At 72.4% G+C, this 19,017-nt stretch carries 18 protein-coding genes and 1 pseudogene; 11 read left to right on the top strand and 8 right to left on the bottom strand.

All coding sequences use genetic code 11. The features are described from left to right. The first annotated feature begins 14 nt into the window (after positions 1-14). Together DA06_RS00005 and DA06_RS00010 are read left to right on the top strand one after the other, a co-directional pair. Positions 15-281 carry a Mut7-C RNAse domain-containing protein gene (locus DA06_RS00005; RefSeq protein ID WP_418608287.1) on the top strand — a complete coding sequence of 89 codons (267 nt, stop codon included), beginning with the start codon at positions 15-17 and terminating at the stop codon, positions 279-281. 253 nt (positions 282-534) lie between these two features. Then, positions 535-2,057, top strand: a pseudogene (locus tag DA06_RS00010) (SulP family inorganic anion transporter). Positions 2,058-2,100: 43 nt separating this feature from the next. Here DA06_RS00010 and DA06_RS00015 read toward each other — a convergent pair. Then, the gene (locus tag DA06_RS00015) at positions 2,101-2,496 is read right to left on the bottom strand and encodes a MerR family transcriptional regulator (protein WP_043496366.1); all 396 of its coding nucleotides are present in this window, start codon (positions 2,494-2,496) and stop codon (positions 2,101-2,103) included. A 191-nt stretch (positions 2,497-2,687) separates the two neighbouring features. Between DA06_RS00015 and DA06_RS00020 the strand changes: the two genes are divergently transcribed. Next, positions 2,688-3,155, top strand: a complete 468-nt coding sequence (locus DA06_RS00020) for a hypothetical protein (RefSeq protein WP_418606657.1) — start codon at positions 2,688-2,690, stop codon at positions 3,153-3,155. 37 nt (positions 3,156-3,192) lie between these two features. On the opposite strand, the gene DA06_RS00025 is transcribed toward DA06_RS00020, so the two are convergent. Both DA06_RS00025 and DA06_RS00030 read right to left on the bottom strand, forming a co-directional pair. Continuing rightward, positions 3,193-3,915 carry an ABC transporter permease gene (locus DA06_RS00025; RefSeq protein ID WP_418606658.1) on the bottom strand — a complete coding sequence of 241 codons (723 nt, stop codon included), beginning with the start codon at positions 3,913-3,915 and terminating at the stop codon, positions 3,193-3,195. A gap of 257 nt (positions 3,916-4,172) precedes the next feature. Further along, positions 4,173-4,970: an ABC transporter ATP-binding protein gene (locus DA06_RS00030; protein WP_418606659.1), complete on the bottom strand. Its 798-nt coding sequence runs from the start codon at positions 4,968-4,970 to the stop codon at positions 4,173-4,175. A 107-nt stretch (positions 4,971-5,077) separates the two neighbouring features. Between DA06_RS00030 and DA06_RS00035 the strand changes: the two genes are divergently transcribed. Continuing rightward, positions 5,078-5,920, top strand: coding sequence for a TetR/AcrR family transcriptional regulator (locus DA06_RS00035; protein ID WP_052436157.1), 843 nt, complete (start codon positions 5,078-5,080; stop codon positions 5,918-5,920). Beyond that, positions 5,917-6,414 carry a metallophosphoesterase family protein gene (locus DA06_RS00040; RefSeq protein ID WP_043496369.1) on the top strand — a complete coding sequence of 166 codons (498 nt, stop codon included), beginning with the start codon at positions 5,917-5,919 and terminating at the stop codon, positions 6,412-6,414. The genes DA06_RS00035 and DA06_RS00040 overlap by 4 nt, the downstream gene beginning before the upstream one ends. A 195-nt stretch (positions 6,415-6,609) precedes the next feature. Here DA06_RS00040 and DA06_RS00045 read toward each other — a convergent pair whose 3' ends face one another. Beyond that, positions 6,610-8,019 (bottom strand): MFS transporter, encoded by a 1,410-nt coding sequence (locus DA06_RS00045; RefSeq protein ID WP_043496373.1) that lies wholly within the window; start codon positions 8,017-8,019, stop codon positions 6,610-6,612. A gap of 113 nt (positions 8,020-8,132) precedes the next feature. Next, on the bottom strand, positions 8,133-8,648 hold the full coding sequence (locus DA06_RS00050; RefSeq protein WP_052436158.1) for an ATP-binding protein: 516 nt from the start codon (positions 8,646-8,648) through the stop codon (positions 8,133-8,135). A 440-nt stretch (positions 8,649-9,088) separates the two neighbouring features. On the opposite strand from DA06_RS00050, the gene DA06_RS00055 reads away from it, so the two are divergent. The 4 genes from DA06_RS00055 (at position 9,089) to DA06_RS00070 (ending at position 13,135) form a co-directional block, all read left to right on the top strand. Then, positions 9,089-9,445: a YciI family protein gene (locus DA06_RS00055; RefSeq protein ID WP_043496375.1), complete on the top strand. Its 357-nt coding sequence runs from the start codon at positions 9,089-9,091 to the stop codon at positions 9,443-9,445. 13 nt (positions 9,446-9,458) lie between these two features. Further along, positions 9,459-10,706, top strand: a complete 1,248-nt coding sequence (locus DA06_RS00060; RefSeq protein WP_418608289.1) for an RNA polymerase sigma factor — start codon at positions 9,459-9,461, stop codon at positions 10,704-10,706. 356 nt (positions 10,707-11,062) lie between these two features. Continuing rightward, on the top strand, positions 11,063-12,067 hold the full coding sequence (locus tag DA06_RS00065) for a sugar phosphate isomerase/epimerase family protein (protein ID WP_418606660.1): 1,005 nt from the start codon (positions 11,063-11,065) through the stop codon (positions 12,065-12,067). Between the two features lie 171 nt (positions 12,068-12,238). Beyond that, positions 12,239-13,135 (top strand): LysR family transcriptional regulator, encoded by an 897-nt coding sequence (locus tag DA06_RS00070; RefSeq protein WP_418606661.1) that lies wholly within the window; start codon positions 12,239-12,241, stop codon positions 13,133-13,135. Positions 13,136-13,236: 101 nt separating this feature from the next. Here DA06_RS00070 and DA06_RS00075 read toward each other — a convergent pair whose 3' ends face one another. Genes DA06_RS00075 through DA06_RS00085 form a run of 3 tightly spaced genes read right to left on the bottom strand, consistent with a single transcriptional unit; the run spans position 13,237 to position 16,370 of the window. Beyond that, on the bottom strand, positions 13,237-14,748 hold the full coding sequence (locus DA06_RS00075; RefSeq protein WP_043496381.1) for a tripartite tricarboxylate transporter permease: 1,512 nt from the start codon (positions 14,746-14,748) through the stop codon (positions 13,237-13,239). A gap of 9 nt (positions 14,749-14,757) precedes the next feature. After that, positions 14,758-15,351 (bottom strand): tripartite tricarboxylate transporter TctB family protein, encoded by a 594-nt coding sequence (locus DA06_RS00080; RefSeq protein ID WP_052436159.1) that lies wholly within the window; start codon positions 15,349-15,351, stop codon positions 14,758-14,760. Continuing rightward, positions 15,348-16,370, bottom strand: coding sequence for a Bug family tripartite tricarboxylate transporter substrate binding protein (locus tag DA06_RS00085; protein WP_043496383.1), 1,023 nt, complete (start codon positions 16,368-16,370; stop codon positions 15,348-15,350). The genes DA06_RS00080 and DA06_RS00085 overlap by 4 nt, the downstream gene beginning before the upstream one ends. 373 nt (positions 16,371-16,743) lie before the next feature. On the opposite strand from DA06_RS00085, the gene kdgD reads away from it, so the two are divergent. Together kdgD and DA06_RS00095 are read left to right on the top strand one after the other, a co-directional pair. Continuing rightward, the gene (gene kdgD, locus DA06_RS00090; RefSeq protein ID WP_418606662.1) at positions 16,744-17,685 is read left to right on the top strand and encodes a 5-dehydro-4-deoxyglucarate dehydratase; all 942 of its coding nucleotides are present in this window, start codon (positions 16,744-16,746) and stop codon (positions 17,683-17,685) included. Then, entirely contained in the window at positions 17,682-19,013 is a 1,332-nt protein-coding gene (locus DA06_RS00095) for an enolase C-terminal domain-like protein (RefSeq protein WP_043496387.1), read from the top strand. Before kdgD ends, DA06_RS00095 begins: the two co-directional genes overlap by 4 nt. Positions 19,014-19,017 lie beyond the last annotated feature (4 nt).

Genomic DNA, 19,017 nt, shown 5'->3' on the forward strand with positions numbered 1-19,017 from the left:
CCCGCGCGGCGCACGTGCGGGGCAGCGCGGCGACTGACCAGCTCGACGACGTCCTGGACCGGTTCGCTCCCCCGCTTGCGCCGTACACCCGGTGCGTGACGTGCGGCGGGCAGCTGGAACCGGTCGACGTCGACGACGTGGCGCACCTCCTCCAGCCCGGCACCCTACGCACCTACCGCGACTTCGTCCGGTGCGCGCGGTGCGGGCGGCCGTACTGGCACGGGGCCCACGGGCGACGCCTCGACGCTCTCGTCGAGGACGTGCTCGGCCGTCACGGCTGAACGACCGCGGCCCCGCGCACGCGGGCCGGCGCGGACGCCCCCGCACTTCCCACGGTCGACCTGGTCCGTGGGGCGGACGTCACAGCGTTCCTACTCTCGGGTTAGGTTAGAGTTGCCGTGCCGGCCCGGGCGTCAACGCGTCCGGCCTGCACTCCTCTCCTGGTGCGACGGCGCGCCGCCCCTGACCTGACGTCGGGCGTCACCGTGCGCCCACAGCCACCCGGGAGTCTGCGTGACCTCACCCTTTGCCGCCCTGCGCGCCCGGCGCACCACCCCCCGCGAGCGTACGCTCGCCCGCACCGAGGACGTGACCTCCGTGATCGGGGCGCTACGGTCCCCGAAGCGCCTGCGCACCGAGGTCCTTGCCGGTCTCGTCGTCGCGCTGGCACTGATCCCCGAGGCGATCTCCTTCTCGATCATCGCCGGCGTGGACCCGCGGGTCGGCCTGTTCGCCTCCTTCACCATGCGGTCTCGATCGCCTTCCTCGGGGGCCGCCCGGCGATGATCTCCGCCGCCACGGGCGCGATCGCGCTCGTGATCGCGCCCGTGGTGCGCGAGCACGGCATGGACTACTTCATCGCCACCGTGATCCTGGCCGGCGTCGTCCAGGTCCTCTTCGCCGTCCTCGGCGTGGCACGGCTGATGCGGTTCATCCCGCGCAGCGTGATGGTCGGCTTCGTCAACGCGCTGGCGATCCTGATCTTCCTCGCCCAGCTGCCCCACCTGACCGGGGTCTCCTGGGTCGTGTACGCGATGGTCGCCGCCGGCATCGCGGTCATCGTGCTCCTGCCGAAGGTCACCGAGGTGGTGCCCGCGCCGCTGGTCGCGATCGTCGTGCTCACCGTGATCACCGTGGCGTTCGCGATCACCGTCCCCGACGTGGGCGACCAGGGCGACCTGCCCGAGTCGCTGCCCTCGCTGGTCGTCCCGGACGTGCCGCTGACCCTCGAGACCCTGCAGATCATCGCCCCCTACGCCGTCGCCATGGCCCTGGTCGGGCTGATGGAGTCCCTCATGACGGCCAAGCTCGTCGACGACGTCACCGACACCCACTCCGACAAGACCCGCGAGTCCTGGGGGCAGGGCGTGGCGAACGTCGTCACCGGCTTCTTCGGCGGCATGGGCGGCTGCGCGATGATCGGCCAGACCATGATCAACGTGAAGGCCTCCCGCGCCCGCACGCGCCTGTCGACCTTCCTCGCCGGGCTCTTCCTGCTCGTCCTGGTCGTCGGCCTCGGTGACCTCGTGGCCACCATCCCGATGGCCGCCCTCGTCGCGGTGATGATCATGGTCTCGGTCGGCACCTTCGACTGGCACTCCGTCCGGCCCGCCACGCTGCGGCGCATGCCGAGGTCCGAGACCCTCGTGATGCTCTCCACCGTCGTCGTCACCGTGGCCACCCACAACCTCGCCTACGGCGTCATCACCGGCGTGATCGTCGCGGCCCTGATGTTCGTCCGCCGCGTCGCGCACCTGACCGAGGTCGTCGACGTCGCCCACCCGGACGAGAACACCCGCGTCTACGCCGTCCGCGGCGAGCTGCTCTGGGCCTCCAGCAACGATCTCGTCTACCAGTTCGACTACGCCGGCGACCCCGGAAACGTCGTCATCGACCTGTCCGAGTCGCACATCTGGGACGCCTCCACCGTGGCCACCCTGGACGCGATCACCACGAAGTACGCGGCCAAGGGCAAGACGGCCACCATCGTCGGCCTGAACGAGGCCAGCGCCGAGCGTCACGGGCGGCTCGCGGGCCACCTCGCGGGCGCGCACTGACCGCGGCAGCGGGCCTTCCCGACAGGGGAGGGCCCGCTTCCCCCTACAGCCTGCGACGTTCCTCCAGCAGGCCGATGAACTCGTCGGCCATGGCCACCTGCTCGAGCACCTTCGCCCGACGCTTCCGGGCCGCCTCGATGAACCCGTCCAGCCGGGAGCGGAGCGCCTCGTGCTCCGGGGCGGTCGCCGCGGGCAGGGCGTCGACGACGTCGAGCACCTGTCGCATCTCCTCCAGGGAGAACCCCAGCGGCTTCATCCGCCGGATCACCAGGAAGCGCTCCAGGTCCTCCTCGGTGTAGAGCCGGAAGCCTCCGTCGCTGCGTCCGGACGGCCGGAGGAGCCCTACCTCGTCGTAGTGCCGGATGGTGTGGATCGACACCCCGCTGCGATCGGCAAACTTCCCGATCTGCATCATCGGGCCCTGCTCCGGCTTGCTCATGCGCCAAGTCTGCCCTGCCGCGGACGACCGTGTCCGAGCCCACCGGCCCGCCCTCTGGGAGCGGGCGACCCCCCGGCGTCGCCCACGCCCGCGAGTATCGGCCCAGGTGGGAGCGGCTCTCCGGTGGCCGGAAGCCCTCACCTCCGGTTCCATGGGGACACGCAGGACCGAACCTAAGGAGGCAGGGTCCCATGGAAACGTGGATGTGGATCGTCATCGCGGTCGTCGTCGTGGCGCTCGTCATCGCGGCCGTCATGATGGCGAGCAGGAAGCGCAAGGAGCGTGAGCTCGCCCTGCAGGAGGAGCGGCGTCAGCAGGCCCGCGACCTCCGTGCACGCGGCCAGGAGCAGGACCTCGCCGCCCGCGAGCGCGCCGCCGAGGCCGCAGCCACCGACGCCCAGGCCCAGCGGCGCGCGTCGAGGCAGACCGCCTCGAGCACGAGGCCCGGATGCGGGCGGAGGAGGCCGAGCAGGTCAGGCACGAGGCGGAGCGGCACCAGCGGGACGCCTCCGCCCTGGACCCCGATGCCGACGACTTCACCGACGAGCGCCCGCGCGGCCGTCACGAGGGTGAGGTCGGCGGCCCGACCCGCACCGAGGACCGTCCGCTCACCTGAGCCCGTCGTCAGGGCCGCCGTCCCACCGGGGTGGCGGCCCTGACGCCTCCCGCGGCCAGGTGCGTGCGGGCACCGTCGGGCTACCGGCTCGTACGGCGGCGGAAGAGCACGGCCGCCACGGGCGCCGCGAGCAGGAGGGCGCCGGCCCACCACGCGATCGCCACCCCCGCGTGGTTCCCGACGGGCGCGCCGAGCAGGAGAGCTCGCAGGGCGTCGGTGGTGGGGGTGATCGGCTGGTGCTCCGCGACCGCCCGCAGCACGCGCGGCATCGTCTCCACCGGCACGAAGGAGCTCGAGAGGTAGGGCAGGAAGAGCACGAAGAAGGAGAAGGCGCTGGCGGCCTCGACCGACCGCGCCACCATCCCGACCGCGGCGGCCACCCACGTCATCGCCAGCACGTAGAGAGCAACGAGGCCGACGGCGGCCAGCCAGTCGGCGGTCGAGGCGTGGGGCCGGAAACCCACGAGGACCGCGACCCCGATGACGATCGCCGTCGTGCCGAGGTTCTTCACCAGCGAGGCGAGGACGTGTCCGCCCGGGACGGCCCAGGAGGCCACGGGCAGGGAGCGGAGGCGGTCGACGACGCCGCCGGAGATGTCCGCCGTCACGGCCTGCGCCGTGTTCGCCGCCCCGTACCCCGCGGTGAGGAGGACGACTCCGGGCACCACGTAGTCGACGTAGCTCAGGCCCGAGCTGCCGGTGGACAGGGCCCCGCCGAAGACGTACACGAACAGCAGCATCAGCATCACGGGCAGCAGGACACCGACGAGCAGCGTGTCCAGGCTGCGGAGCTGGTGGTGCACGGCGCGGCGGGTCAGCAGCGCGAGGTCGGTGGTTGCGCCGGGGGACGCCCGTGGCGGGCCGGGGGCGCGGTCGTGGGAGTGGCGGGGGCGGCGGTCATGCCGGGACCTCCTGGTCCGTGAGGGAGAGGAACACGTCGTCGAGGGTGGGGCGGCGCAGGTCGACGTCCTGGACGGCGATGCCGGCGTCGTGCAGGTCGGTGAGCGAGCGGCGCAGGTGGTCGGGGTCCTGCAGCGCCAGGGTGACGGTCGCGAGACCGTCAACGGGCTCGGCGCGTCCGTGGAGCCCGGTCCGGTGGTGCTGCGCGCCACCCAGCAGCCGCCGCCGCCGCCGCGGCGTCCGCGCCCGGGACCCGCACGGCGAGTCTCTCCTCCCCGACCCGCCGCTTGAGCGACTCCGGCGAGCCGCCGGCCACGATGCACCCGTCCCGCAGGACGGCGATGTCGTCGGCCAGCGCGTCGGCCTCCTCGAGGTACTGGGTGGTGAGCAGCACCGTGGTGCCGCCCGCGAGCCGCTCGCGGACGGCGTCCCACAGCGCGTGCCGGCTCCTCGGGTCCAGGCCGGTGGTGGGCTCGTCGAGGAACAGCACGGTCGGTTCGGCGACGAGCGAGGCCGCGAGGTCGATCCGCCGTCGCATGCCTCCGGAGTAGGTCGAGACGCGTCGCCCCGCGGCCTCGAGGAGGTCGAAGCGGTCCAGGAGCTCGGCCGCCCGTCTGCGTGCCCTGACGGCGCCGAGGCGGTGGAGCCGTCCGAAGAGCTCAAGGTTCTCGCGCCCGGTCAGCAGGCCGTCCACGGTGGCCTGCTGGGCCGTCAGCCCGATCGTCCGCCGGACGGCGGAGGCGTCGGCGACGACGTCGTGCCCCGCCACCCGGGCGGTGCCCGCCCCCGGCGCGAGGAGCGTGGTGAGGATACGCACGGTCGTCGTCTTGCCCGAGCCGTTCGGGCCGAGCAGCGCGAGCAGCCGGCCGGGGGCGACCGAGAAGGTGATCCCGCGGAGAACCTGCCGGGCGCCGTACGCCTTGCTGAGTCCTTCGACCTCGATCGAGGGTCTGTCCATCGTCACTCCCGTTGTGTACGCCATAAACAGATCACGTGCCGTACCGTAGCGCGATCTGTGTATGACGTAAACACCTCTATGGTGTGCAGCACCGACAGGGAAGGGACATGAGCACCACAGGTAGCGACGACGCGCGGGGGGCGGCCCACGGCCCGGGCTCCGGTGCCGGCACGACCCCGCCCCCGGACCGTGCGGCGGGCACCGCGTCCCCGGAGCGTGCGCCGCACACCTCGCGCCGCCGGCCGGGTCCGCGACCCTCGATGGACGTCGAGCAGATCGTGCGGACCGGCATCGAGATCGCCGACGCCGAGGGCCTGGAGGCCGTCTCGATGGCCGCGGTGGCACGTCGGCTCGGTTTCACCCCGATGTCGCTCTACCGGTACCTCTCCGGCAAGGACGAGCTGCTGACCAGGATGCAGGACGTCGCGGTGGGCCCGCCCCCGCCCACCGTGCCGGAGGGCTGGCGCGCGGGCCTCGCCGCCTGGGCCACCACCTACCTGCACCGCGCGCTCGAGCACCCGTGGGTGGTCCAGGTCCCGGTGCCGGGCCCACCGGTCTCGCCGACGGCGGTGCGGTGGATGGAGCAGGGCCTCGCCGCGCTCGACGGCACACCCCTCGGACCCGGGGCGAAGATCAACGTCGTGCTCGTGCTGAACAACCTCACCACGAGCTACGTGCGCCTCATCAGCGGGATGCGGCACGGGGCCGAGCAGGCCGGCGGTGCCGAGGTGCCCCGTTACGACGACGCGCTCCGCACCCTCACCGATCCCCTGTCGTTCCCGGCGCTCACCGAGCTCCTCGACGCCGGGGTCTTCGCGATGCCGACCACCCCGGGGGACGTGGGCCTGCTCGACGACTTCTCCTTCGGTCTCACCCTGGTGCTCGACGGCGTCGCCGCCCTCGTCTCGGGCAAGCCGCTCTCGCCGGAGCTGCCGGAGAGCGGCCGGTGACCACCAGCCTGGTGTTGCTCGCCGACACGCACTGGCCGAAGCGGGCCCGGGAGCTGCCCGCGCCGGTGTGGGAGGCCGTCGGCGCGGCCGACGTCGTCGTCCACGCCGGCGACTGGGTGGACGAGCGGCTCGTCGACGAGCTCGACGCCCGGGCCCGCCGGCTCGTCGCCTGCTGGGGCAACAACGACGGGCCGGAGATCCGCCGTCGCCTCCCCGAGGTGGCCCGGGTGAACCTCGAGGGGACGCGGATCGCCGTCGTCCACGAGACCGGCCAGGCGCAGGGTCGCGAGCGCCGCATGGACTCGGCGTTCCCCAGCACCGACGTCCTCGTCTTCGGGCACAGCCACATCCCGTGGGACACGACGACGCCCGCGGGGCTGCGGCTGCTCAACCCGGGCTCGCCCACGGACCGGCGGCGCCAGCCCCACCGCACCTACATGACCGCGGTGCTCGACGGGCCCGAGGCGCTCGAGGTGACGCTCCACCGGCTCTGAGGCGGCCTGTGCCGCAGGATCACCGCAGCACGGCATCGCGCTCCGTACGACGAGGGCGCCGAGGACGACGCCGACATGTGGGCCACCGAGGACGAGCCGCGGACCGTCGGGACGCGTCAGGCCCCGTACCCGCTGAGGGGTACGGGGCCTGACCGTTCCGGACCGTCGGGGGAGGACCGCCTTCCGGCAGAGACCTCAGGCGGAGACCGCCGCGTCCTCCACGCTGTCGAGGTCGAGGTCCCGCGTCTCACGGGTGGAGAACAGCGCCAGGAGGGTCAGCAGGGCCATGGCGCCGAGGTAGACGCCCACCCAGCCCACACCGAAGGTGCTGGCCAGCCAGGCCGCGATGAAGGGGGCGACGGCGGCACCCAGGATCGAGGAGAAGTTGTAGGCGATCGCGGAGCCCGTGTAGCGCACGTTGGTGGGGAACAGCTCGGGCAGGATCGCGCTCTGCACGCCGAAGGTCAGCCCCATCAGGATCATGCCGATGCTGAGGAAGACCAGCATCAGGCCCATGTTGGCGCTCTCGCCGGTGCCCATGACGTCGGGGCTGAGGAAGGCGTTGAACGTCAGGCCGAAGATCAGGATCAGCGCGGTGACGACGATGAGGAACGGCTTGCGCCCGAACCGGTCGGCCAGCGAGCCCGAGACGGGGACGAACGCCGCGAAGAACAGGATGGCGACGAGCTGCAGGACGAGGAAGTCCCGGTACGGGATCCCGAGGAAGCCGTCGGCGACCGCCCCGATGGAGTAGCTGAGGATCCAGGTGGTGAACAGGTAGAAGAGCGTGTAGGTCGCCAGCATGATGAACGTGCCCTGGATCAGCTGGCGCCAGCTGGTGCGGAACACGGTCTTCAGCGGGGTCTTGACCTTCTCGCCGCGGGCGACGGCGCGGGCGAAGACCGGGGTCTCCTCCAGCTTCACCCGGACGTACACGCCGAGCGCGACGATGACGGCGGAGGCCAGGAAGGGCACGCGCCAGCCCCAGGTCAGGAACGCGCCGTCGTGGGCGGGGTCGGTGCTGTCGTGCCCCATCCAGACGGTCAGCAGCAGGAAGAAGCCGTTGGCGAAGAGGAACCCGATCGGCGCGCCGAGCTGCGGCCACATGGCGGCGCGGGCGCGCTTGCCCTTCTCGGCGTACTCGGTGGCGAGCAGCGCGGCACCGCTCCACTCGCCGCCGAGGCCGAGGCCCTGGCAGAAGCGCATGATGGCGAGCATCGCCGGCGCCCACAGGCCGATCTGCGCGTAGGTGGGCAGGAGGCCGATGAGGACGGTGGCGATCCCCATGACGAGCAGGGAGCCGAGCAGGGTGGCCTTGCGGCCGATGCGGTCGCCGTAGTGGCCGAAGAGGACGGAGCCGACGGGGCGGGCGATGAACGCCACGCCGAAGGTCGCCAGGGAGGCGAGGAGGGCGCCGGTCGCGCTCGTGGACGGGAAGAAGAGCAGCGGGAAGACCGAGATCGCCGCGGTGGCGTAGATGTAGAAGTCGTAGAACTCGATCGACGTGCCGACGAGGCTGGCGAAGATGACCCGTCCGCGTGGGACGGGTGCGGCTCCGGTCGCAGCCGGACTGGCCGTGCCGATGTTCGTGCTGGTCGCGCTCACGAGGGGTCTCCTGTTCCAGAAATGACCAGGAGACGATACGCAGGGCTCCCGCAGTGTGGACACCGACGGTCAGGTAGTGAGACGTGCGGGCGACGGACGTCGGGGCGCCGCCGTCAGTCGGCCAGCTCCGCCCAGACGTGCTTGCGCGCGCCGTCCTGCGCCGGGTACCAGCCCCACCGGGTCGAGAGCTGCTCGATGATGAGCAGCCCGTTGCGGCCCGGACGGCCCGGCTCGGGCGGGTACCGGACGGGCGGGCTGTCCGGGCTCCCGTCGCCGACGTCGAGCAGCCAGCCGCTGCCCGCCCTGAAGATGCTCACCACGCACGGTCCCGTGCCGTACTTCAGGGCATTCGTGGCCAGCTCCGTCGCGACGAGCGCCAGGCGGCTGTGGACCGGATCCAGGCCGCTCCCGCCCACGCCCGCCCGGAGGGCGACGGCGAGGGTGGCCTGACGGAGGAGCGGCAGGTCGTCGGCGCTGCGGATCTGCCAGCGGCCGACCGCCCCCGCCGCGCCCGGTCGGGGGTCGCACGGGCGCGGGCGGCGTTGCCGTCCGGTCTCGCGCTCCGTTCTGCGACATGACGTCCTCTCCCGGCCGGCGCGTGGGGGGTCCGGGCCGGCTGCTCCTCCCACCGTATGCAGACCGGCTCGTTCCGGCATCCGCACGACGGTCGGAGGTGCGGGTGAGGCACATCTCGGTCACGTCGGCCCCTCGCCGGTCCGAAAGTCCCGGGCGCGCGACTCGGCGGAGGACGAGGATCGATGACGTGAGCACGTCCCGTCTCGGCTCCTACAACTCCCCCACCCCCCGCCGTCGCCCGCGCGCGGCGCGCATTCGAGCGGAGGCTTGAGCTCGAACGCCGCCGGAGGGAGGCGGAGCGGGCCGGGGCCGCCGCAGGCAACCAGGGCCACGGCTGATCCGGACGCCGGCGATCCGCCCGAGCCACGCCCGCGCGGCGGCCCCTGCGTGTCGGCGGACATTTCGCTTCCGTCGCGTGTCGATCCACGGCACCCTCGTTCGTTGAGCAGGTGAGGGACGGGCACGGGGCCCGGCCCACGACGAAGGAGCGGACATGACCCAGTACCTGATCTCCGTGTGGGGCACCGAGGAAGAGTCCTACGAGAGCCCCGACCCGCAGGTGATGGAGAAGGCCTACGCGCAGGTGGAGGCGTTCAACAAGCGGATGCAGGAGTCCGGCGCCTGGGTGTTCGCCGGTGGCCTGGAAGCGCCCAGCACCGCCACGACCGTCGACGCGTCGAACGGCGCGGACGCCGTCGTCACCGACGGGCCGTTCCTGGAGACCAAGGAGCAGCTCGGCGGGTTCTGGGTTCTCGAGGCGCCGGACCTCGACGCCGCCCTCGCCCTGGCCCGCGAGGCCTCGGCGGCCTGCATGGGGAAGGTGGAGGTCCGGCCCTTCCAGGCCGAGTGACGACGGCGGGGGCATCGTGACGGCGGCGGCGACGGACGCCGTCGGCCGGGTCTTCCGCGAGGAGTACGGGCGGTGCGTGGCCACCCTGACCCGCGTCCTCGGCGACCTCTCGCTCGCCGAGGACGCGGTCCAGGAGGCCTTCACCAGGGCCGTCGAGCGGTGGCCGGCCGACGGCGTCCCCCCGAGCCCCGGCGCCTGGATCGTCGTCACCGCCCGCCGCCGGGCGGTCGACCGCCTGCGCCGGGAGGCCAAGCGCGACGACAAGCACGCCCAGGCGGCGCTCCTGCTGGTGCACGACGACCCGGAACCGGTGGGGCCCGTGAGCGACGACCAGCTCCGCATGCTCTTCACGTGCTGCCACCCCGCGCTGGCACCGGCGAGCCGCGTGGCACTCACGCTGCGCACCCTGGGCGGGCTGACGACGGCCGAGATAGCCCGCGCGTTCCTCGTGCCCGAGCCCACGATGGCCCAGCGCCTCGTCCGGGCGAAGCGGAAGATCGCGGCCGCCCGTATCCCGTACCGGGTGCCGGACGACCACGACCTGCCCGACCGGCTGCGGTCCGTGCTCGCCGTGATCTACCTGGTCTTCAACGAGGGCTACGTCGCCTCCGCCGGCACCGACCTGACACGCCCGGACCTGTCCGCCGAGGCGGTCCGGCTCGGGCGCGTGCTGCTGGACCTCATGCCCGACGAGCCCGAGGTCCGCGGGCTGCTGGCCCTGATGCTGCTCACCGAGTCCCGCCGGCCGGCCCGGACCACGGACGACGGCGCACTGGTGCCCCTTCCTGGTCAGGACCGCTCCCGGTGGGACCGGCTCCTGGTCGCCGAGGGGCAGGAGCTGGTGCGGCAGTGCCTGCGCCGGGGCGCACCGGGCCCGTACCAGGTGCAGGCCGCCATCGCCGCGGTGCACAGCGACGCGGCGAGCGCCGCCGAGACCGACTGGCCCCAGGTGCTGGCGCTCTACGACCAGCTCGTGCGCATCGCTCCGACTCCGGTGGTGCGGCTCAACCGGGCGGTGGCTCTCGCCGAGGTGGCCGGCCCGGCACCGGCGCTGGAGGCGGTCGACGGGCTGGACCTGGACGGGTACCACCTGTACCACGCCGTCCGCGCCGACCTGCTCACGAGGCTCGGTCGGTCGGCGGAGGCTGCCGCGGCGCTCGAGAGGTCGATCGAGCTGACGGCGAACGAGACGGAGAGGGACCTGCTCCGCCGCCGGCTGGCCGCGCTGACCGGGCCGGACGCCGCCACGACGCCCGGCTGACGCACCGGCGTGCCAGCCCCTCCGGGCACCTCACGCACGCTGCGCCCACCCGTCGCACCTCCACCCCGCGGCCGGCGGGTGCGCAGGGATTGCCAGGCCAGCTCCGGACTCCCCGCAGCACCTCGACACCTCGAACTTCTGTGCGACCGTTATGACGACCGCGCGCTAACTTGTGCGTGTTCCTTGTCGAAAGCGCCGGAGGCGAAGTACTGTGCGAACGCCGTCCGGTGCGTCATGCATCTCGGCCGGTCGTGTGGGGGCGGCGCGGTTCGTTGGGCTGCGCAGCCCCGTACCGGGGTGCCGCCCATCTGCTGGGCGGTCGCCCGCAAGCAAGTCACTGAGCAAAGGAGCACAGAGTGAAGCAATCGACGGCACTGAGCCGACGCGGTCTGCTGGGGGTAGGAGCTGTGGGAGCGGCCGTCGTCGCAGGTCTCGCGGCGCCCGCCGGTGCGGCGACAGCACCGGCCGCCACCCCCAGGCGCCGCCGGGGCGGGCCGAGCGTCATTCCCGAAGCCAACGTCGGCCTGCAGATCTACACCATGCGGAACCTTCTCCCCGAGGACGTCCTGGGCCTGGAGCAGACGCTCGAGATCGCGGCGGACGCCGGCATCGCGCAGATCGAGCTTGCTGGCGACTACTACGGTCGCACGCCCGCCCAGGTGCGCGCGCTGGTCGAGTCGTTCGGGATGCGGGTGACGAGCAACCACTTCGGGCCCCGCTCGATGATCCAGAACATCTGGTACGACGCCGGCGAACGCGCCCGCATCTTCGAGGAGGCGCACGCGCTGGGACTGCCCGACGTCGGCACCGGCCACTCCTACGTGGCACCCCTGACGGTCGACGGATACAAGGAGATGGCTGCCGCCTTCAACGTCTGGGGAGAGGACGCGGTCGCCAACGGGTTCGACCACTTCTTCTTCCACAACCACGACATGGAGTTCACGCTCGCCGGCGGCCGTCCGCTCTACGACATCCTGCTCGAGGAGACTGACCCGCGGTACGTCAAGTTCGAGCTGGACCTCGGCTGGCTCGCCGTGGCCGGTCCCGACCCGCGCGACTACCTCGTCGAGCACGCCGACCGGTTCCCGAAGTTCCACGTCAAGGACGTCGTGTGGGACCCCGAGGGCCCCCGCACCGCAGCCGCGGGCACGGTCAACGGCGGGCGACGGTTCCGCTTCGCGGACGTCGGGAAGGGCGACCTGGACTGGTCGCACATCTTCTCGGGGCTCGACGACCTGCGCGACCACCGGTACTTCATCGAGCACGACGACGCCGGCGCCGCGGACCGAAACCCGGCTGGCTCGCCCAACACCGTCTGGACCGGGCGGAAGTTCCTGGCCGAGCTGGACGTCAGGCGCTGACGCGACCGACGCTGTCGCAGTCGGGAACCAGAGATGCCCCGGGCCTCCCCGGGGGCATCTCTCCGTCTCCGTAGCGCTGCCGCGGCCCCGCTACGGTGGGGCGACGCCACGGCCTCGTGCCGCCCGTGGCCAGGGTCGGTCGCGGCGCGGTCACGAGCCCGGAGGATAGGCATGTACACGCTGGAGCAGCTTCGCGGCTTCGTAGCGGTGGCGGAGGAGGGCAACTTCGGCCGTGCCGCCGAGCGGCTCCGGATGACCCAGCCGCCGCTCAGCCGCCAGATCCAGAAGCTCGAGCGCGAGATCGGCGTGGAACTGTTCGAGCGCACGCACCGGGGTGTCGACCTGACCGCAGGTGGCCGCGTCTTCCTGGACGAGGCGCGGCGCCTCCTGGGCCTGGCCGAGGCGGCGCCGCTGCGTGCTCGCAGCGTGTCGCGCGGCGCGGCCGGCGCCGTCCGGATCGGGTTCACCGCGATGACCGCGATCTCGGTGCTGGGGGGCTGGATCCGCGCGGCCGGGCAGCACCTGCCGGACGTGGACCTGGTGCTCAGCGAGGCCGTGAGCCGCGAGCAGGTGGCCGCCCTCCTCGCCGGCGATCTCGACATCGGCGTCGCGCGCGGCGTGCCACGGTCGGACCTCCTCGGCGTCCGCCTCGTCCACGCGGAGTCCCTCGTGCTCGCGGTCCGCAGCGACCACCCGCTGGCGACGTCGGGACGTGAGCCGGAGATCGCGGAGATCGCGGAGCACGACCTCATCACTTACTCCCCCGTCGAGGCGCGCTACCTCCACGAGCTCGTGGTCGCCGTCTTCCAGCACCAGGCGTCGCGGCCCACTACGTCCAGCAGGTCAACCAGGTCACCAGCGTGCTGTCGTTGGTCGACGCCGGTGTGGGAGCCGCGCTCGTGCCCGAGTCCGCGGCCGTCTTCCAGCGTCCGGGCGTGGTGTACCTCCCCCGTCGCGGACATCACGCCGCGGACGGTGCAGGCGCACGCCGTCTGGCGTCTCGACAACGCGAACCCGGCCGTGTCGGCGCTCCTGCGGCTGGTGCTGCCGTCCCGCCCGCCCGCCTGACCCGGCGGGCGGGGGCCGTCGACGCGGGCTCGGACCGGTCGAACGAGGTGCGCTCACGTCCGACCGGGCGACGCGGGCTCGCACCGGTCAACGACGTGCGGTCAGACCCGCTCGAGCGACTCGCCGGCCTTCTCGCGTCGACGGGCGCGCAGCGCCTGCATCGCGGGCAGCAGGGCCACGGCGAGGAAGATGACGAGGAGCGTGCCGGAGATCGGCCGCCCGACGAAGCCGGTCGGGTCGCCGTCGAAGATGATCAGGGAACGGCGCAGGTTCTCCTCGAGCAGCGCACCGAGGACGAAGGCCAGCACGAGCGGGCCCGGGTCGAAGCCGAGCTTCTTCATGACGTAGCCGAGCAGCCCGAACGCGATCACCAGCGCGATGTCGAAGATGCTGTTGTTGACCGTGTAGACGCCGATCAGGGTCACCAGCACGGTGATCGGGGCGAGGATCGCCGGACGCACCCGCAGGATCCGGACGAACACGCCCACCAGCGGGATGCTCATGATCAGCAGCAGGATGTTGCCGATGTACATGGAGTTGACGACGCCCCAGAACAGCTCCGGCTCCTCCTCGACCAGCTGCGGACCCGGCGTCACACCCTGGATGAGCAGTGCTCCGAAGATCACCGCCATGGTCGCGTTGGCGGGGATGCCGAGCGTGAGGAGGGGGATGAACGACGACGTCGCAGCAGCGTTGTTCGCCGTCTCCGGCCCCGCGACGCCCTCGACGGCGCCGCGGCCGAAACGCTCCGGCGTCCTCGAGCGGCGCTTCTCGACGGCGTACGCGGCGAGTGACGAGAGCGTGGCCCCCCCGCCGGGCAGGATGCCGAGCAGGAAGCCGAGCACCGAGCCGCGGCCGATGGCGCCGCGGGACTGGCGCAGGTCCTTGCGGGAGGGCCAGGCGTTGGCGACCGTGGCCGGCGCCTGGACCGCGCGGTGGCGCTCCTCGAGGTTGTAGAGGATCTCGCCCAGCCCGAACAGGCCCATCGCGATCGGCACGAAGTCGATGCCGTCGGCGAGAGAGAGGTTGTCGAAGGTGAACCGCTGGCCACCGGTGAACCCGTCGCGGCCGACGGTGGCCAGCAGCAGGCCGACGGCCGCGGCCACCAGGGCCTTGACCCGGCCGCCGCCGCTGACGGTGGCGACGAGCAGGATGCCCAGGAGCGCCAGAGCCGTGTACTCGGGGGGCCCGAAGTCGAGGGCGAAACCGGCGACCAGCGGCGCCACGAGGCTGAGCGCGATGATGGAGACCGTGCCGCCGATGAAGGACCCCACGGCCGCGATGCCCAGGGCGGTGCCCGCCCGCCCCTGCCGCGCCAGGGCGTAGCCGTCGAAGACGGTGACCACGGAGGAAGCCTCGCCCGGCAACCGCAGCAGGACCGAGGTGATGGTCCCGCCGTACTGCGCGCCGTAGAAGATGCCGGCGAGCATGATGATGGCGGTCACGGGTTCGATGCCGAAGGTGATCGGCAGCAGGATGGCGATCGTGGCGGCGGGGCCGAGCCCGGGCAGCACGCCCACGAGCATGCCGACGATCACGCCGACCAGGCAGTAGACCAGGTTGACGGGTTCGAGCACGACGCCGAAGCCGTCGATCACGGCGGACAGGTCCATCGGGACCTCCTAGAACAGGTGCGGGATGGGGACGCCGAGCGCCCCGACGAAGATGGCGTAGAAGGCCGCGACGACGCCCACGCTGACGAGGACGGAGGTCCGCCAGCCCTCGCGGCCGAGGAACCGGAGCCAGAAGAACGTCAGCAGGAGCGCGGGGATCTCGAAGCCGATGCTGCCGACGACCGCGGCGAAGACGACCATGGTCGCGAGGCCGGCGAGCACACCGAGGCTGGCCCGGGTGAACCGCTCGGCGTCGCGCGTCACGCGGGCGAGCAGCGCGAGGGCGACTCCGAGGGCGGCGAGGACGATGCCGATCAGCAGCGGCCACATGCCCGGTCCCGGAGCTGTCACGGAACCGACGCCGAGTGCGGTCGCACCGACGACGGTGGCGACCCCCAGGGCGGTCACGGCGGCCGCCACGACGACGTTGGTGACCGTGCCGGCCGCCGGCGGGCGCTCCTCCGCCTCGGCCTCGATCTCGTGGACGGCCTCCTCCAGGTCGTGCAGCGAGACGTGGGCCGCGGCGTCGCCCGCGGCGTGCCGTCCGGCGACCGAGCGGTCGCCGGACGGCACGGCCTGCCCCGCGCCGGGGGAAGAGGTCACTGCTCCCCGCCGAGGTTGATGCCGTACTCCTCGACGAGCGCCTTGTAGTCCTCGAGGCTGGCGTTCCACTGCTCCAGGAGCTCGTCGCCGCTGACCTCGTTGGGGGTCAGCAGGCGCTCCTCGTTGAACGTCTGGTACTCCTCGGACTCGAAGGCGGTGCCGAACGCCTCCGCCAACCGGTCCACGACCTCCTGCGGGGTGCCCTTCGGGGCCACGACCGCGCGGGACTGCTGGACCGGGACGTCGTAGCCCTCCTCGACGGCGGTGGGAGTGTCGGGCAGGTACTCCGGCCGCTCCTCCGCGAAGGTCACGATCGGGACGAGGTCGCCGGCCTCGATCTGCTCGATGGCCTCGCCGAGCTGGACGGAACCGACGTCCACCTGACCGCCGAGGACCGCGGTGACCGTGGGCGAGCCGCCGTCGAACGGGACGGCCGAGGCCTCGATGCCCGCGTCCTTGAACAGCAGCTCCTGGCTCAGCTGGCTGCCGGTGCCGACACCGGTGGTGCCGAAGGTGACCGGACGGCCCGCGGCGGCCAGGTCCTCGACGGTGGTGAAGCCGGAGTCGGGGCTCGTCACCAGGACGTAGTCGTCCTGGGAGATACCGGTGACCACCTCGTAGTCGTTGACGTCGACGGCCTCGTCCTCGGACACCGCCAGCGGGGTGATGTAGGCGAGCGAGCCGTTGAAGATCATGAGGGTCTGCCCGTCCGGCTCCGCCCCCGCCAGCTCCTGCGCGGCGAGCGCCCCGTTGGCCCCCGGCTTGTTCTCGACGGTCACGGCGACGCCGAGGTCGTCGGAGGCGTGGTCGGCGAGCGCTCGCCCGATGAGGTCCGTGCTGCCGCCGGCGTCCTGGCCGACGAGGATCGTGACAGGGCCGTCGGGGAACGACTCCGCCGACGTCTCGCCCTCGTTGCCGCCGCCGGCCGTGACGTTGCCGCCGCACGCGGCGAGGGTGAGTGCGGTGAACAGCCCGGCGCCGACCACGAGGACGCGACGGGAGCGATGTGAACGGTTCATTGAGCTTCTCCTCTTCGAGAGACCGGGACCCGGGTGAATCCAGGGAGCACCGACAGTCGGCACTGGAACCGTGGCGAGCCTACGCAGGGCCTGTGATGCATGTCCAAAAGCGATTTCGCATTATCCGATACCCGTTGGGTATACCCAATGTCGGCAGTCCTCAGTTTCCGGGCCGACGACGGCGGTGCGGCCGCGCCAGCCTCTCCGATCCTCGGCCGGCACGCGCAGAAGTGCTCGGCACATACCTTTCCGGTATCACTTAATGCGGCAATGCTCTTGGACAGGCATAGCCCCGCGTTCCTATGGTGGTTGGTGTCTCCCTCCGCGCTGCCGCTCGGCGGCTCGGACCCAGCGGACTCAAGGACGATGACCCGTGACTCTCATGTCTCCCGACGAGCTTGCGACCCGGCTGAGCTCCGGCCTGCTCTCCTTCCCAGTCACCCACTTCGACGGCGCCCTCGCGTTCGACGAGCGGCGGTACCGCGAGCACCTCTCGTGGCAGGCCGGCTTCGACGTCGCCGGTCTCTTCGCCGCCGGCGGGACGGGCGAGGGCTTCTCCCTCAGCGCCGCCGAGGTGGACCGGGTCGTGCGGGTGGCGGTGGACGAGGTGGGTGAGCGGCTGCCCGTGATCGCTCCCGCGATGGGCTCCACGGCCCAGGCCACCGAGCAGGCGCGCGCGGCGCAGGAGGCCGGCGCGGCCGGGATCCTGCTCATGCCGCCCTACCTCACCGAGGCGGACCAGGCCGGCCTCGTCGAGCACGTGACCGCCGTCTGCTCCGCCACCGACCTCGGCGTCATCGTCTACAGCCGGGGGAACGCGGTGCTGGGCGACCGCGCCGTCGCCGCGGCCGCCGACCGCAGCCCCAACTTCGTCGGGCTCAAGGACGGCGTGGGCGACATCGAGCAGATGACGCGCACCTACGCCCGCGTCGGGGACCGCCTGATGTACGTGGGCGGGCTGCCCACGGCCGAGACCTTCGCCCTTCCCCTGCTCGAGCTCGGGGTGACGACATACTCGTCGGCGATGTTCAACTTCGTCCCCGAGTTCGCGCTGAGGTTCTTCTCCGCCGTGCGCGCCAAGGACCGCGCTGCCGTCTACGGCCTGCTCGGCGAGTTCGTGCTGCCGTACCTCGACATCCGCGACCGCAGGAAGGGCTACGCGGTCTCCATCGTCAAGGCCGGGCTCGACGTCGTCGGCCGCGACGGCGGCCGCGTCCGCCCGCCCCTGACGAACCTCACGGCCGAGGAGAAGGAGGAGCTCGCCGCGCTCGTCTCCCGGGTCGGCGACGCCGACGCCCTGGCGAGGATCGCATGACCAGCCGCACGCCCACGGTCGAGAAGGTGGAGGTCGTGCCCGTGGCCGGGCACGACAGCATGCTCCTCAACCTCAGCGGCGCCCACGGGCCCTTCTTCACCCGGAACATCACCATCGTCACGGACAGCGAGGGTCGCACCGGGCTCGGCGAGGTCCCCGGCGGCGAGCCGATCCGGGCCACGATCGCCGAGGCGGGCGAGACGCTCCTGGGCCAGCCCGTGACCCGGCTGGGACGGCTGCTCCGCACCGTGTCCGAGACGTTCGCGGACCGCGACGTCGCCGGCCGCGGGCTGCAGACCTTCGACCTGCGCACCACGATCCACGCCGTCACCGCGCTCGAGTCTGCCCTCCTCGACCTCTTCGCCCAGCACCTCGAGGTCCCCGTGGCGGAGGTGCTCGGAGAGGGGCAGCAGCGCGACAGCGTGCCCATGCTCGGCTACCTCTTCTACATCGGGGACAGCGGACGCACCGACCTGCCGTACGTCAAGGAGCAGGACCCGGCCGACGAGTGGGAGCGGCTGCGGCGCGAGCCCGCCCTGACCCCGGACGCGATCGTCGCCCTCGCCGAGGCCGCTCAGGCCCGCTACGGCTTCCAGGACTTCAAGCTCAAGGGCGGTGTCCTGGCCGGCGCCGAGGAGGTCGAGGCGGTCCGCGCCCTCGCCGAACGCTTCCCCGGGGCGCGCATCACGCTCGACCCCAACGGTGGCTGGCTGCTCTCGGAGGCCGTGGAGCTGTGCCGCCCGTTGCGCGGCGTGCTCGCCTACGCCGAGGACCCGGTGGGCCCGGAGGCCGGGTTCTCCGGGCGCGAGACCATGGCCGAGTTCCGCCGGGCCACGGGACTGCCGACTGCGACCAACATGATCGCCACCGACTGGCGGCAGATGGCCCACGCCGTGCGCTCGGGCGCCGTCGACATCCCCCTGGCGGACCCGCACTTCTGGACGATGCGCGGATCCGTCCGTGTCGCCCAGCTCTGCCGCGACTTCGGGCTCACCTGGGGCTCCCACTCCAACAACCACTTCGACATCTCCCTGGCGATGTTCACCCACGTCGGCGCGGCCGCGCCGGGTGAGATCACCGCGCTGGACACCCACTGGATCTGGCAGGACGGCCAGGCGCTCACCCGCGAGCCCCTGCAAATCCGGGACGGCCGCATCGCCGTACCGGACCGGCCCGGCCTCGGCGTCGAGCTCGACCGCGACGCCCTCGCCGCCGCGCACGAGCTCTACCTGCAGCACGGTCTCGGCACCCGCGACGACTCCGTCGCGATGCAGTACCTCGTCGAGGGCTGGACGTTCGACCCGAAGCGTCCGTGCCTGGTCCGTTGAGCCC

This window comes from Georgenia sp. SUBG003 (assembly GCF_000715355.2).
GTDB lineage: Bacteria > Actinomycetota > Actinomycetes > Actinomycetales > Actinomycetaceae > Georgenia.

Bases quoted from the DNA above. Each gene is read 5' to 3' on its own strand.
- DA06_RS00015 (WP_043496366.1), bottom strand. From the start codon at position 2,496: ATGAGCAAGCCGGAGCAGGGCCCGATGATGCAGATCGGGAAGTTTGCC.
- DA06_RS00020 (WP_418606657.1), top strand. From the start codon at position 2,688: ATGGAAACGTGGATGTGGATCGTCATCGCGGTCGTCGTCGTGGCGCTC.
- DA06_RS00030 (WP_418606659.1), bottom strand. From the start codon at position 4,970: ATGGACAGACCCTCGATCGAGGTCGAAGGACTCAGCAAGGCGTACGGC.
- DA06_RS00035 (WP_052436157.1), top strand. From the start codon at position 5,078: ATGAGCACCACAGGTAGCGACGACGCGCGGGGGGCGGCCCACGGCCCG.
- DA06_RS00055 (WP_043496375.1), top strand. From the start codon at position 9,089: ATGACCCAGTACCTGATCTCCGTGTGGGGCACCGAGGAAGAGTCCTAC.
- DA06_RS00070 (WP_418606661.1), top strand. From the start codon at position 12,239: ATGTACACGCTGGAGCAGCTTCGCGGCTTCGTAGCGGTGGCGGAGGAG.
- DA06_RS00075 (WP_043496381.1), bottom strand. From the start codon at position 14,748: ATGGACCTGTCCGCCGTGATCGACGGCTTCGGCGTCGTGCTCGAACCC.
- DA06_RS00085 (WP_043496383.1), bottom strand. From the start codon at position 16,370: ATGAACCGTTCACATCGCTCCCGTCGCGTCCTCGTGGTCGGCGCCGGG.
- DA06_RS00095 (WP_043496387.1), top strand. From the start codon at position 17,682: ATGACCAGCCGCACGCCCACGGTCGAGAAGGTGGAGGTCGTGCCCGTG.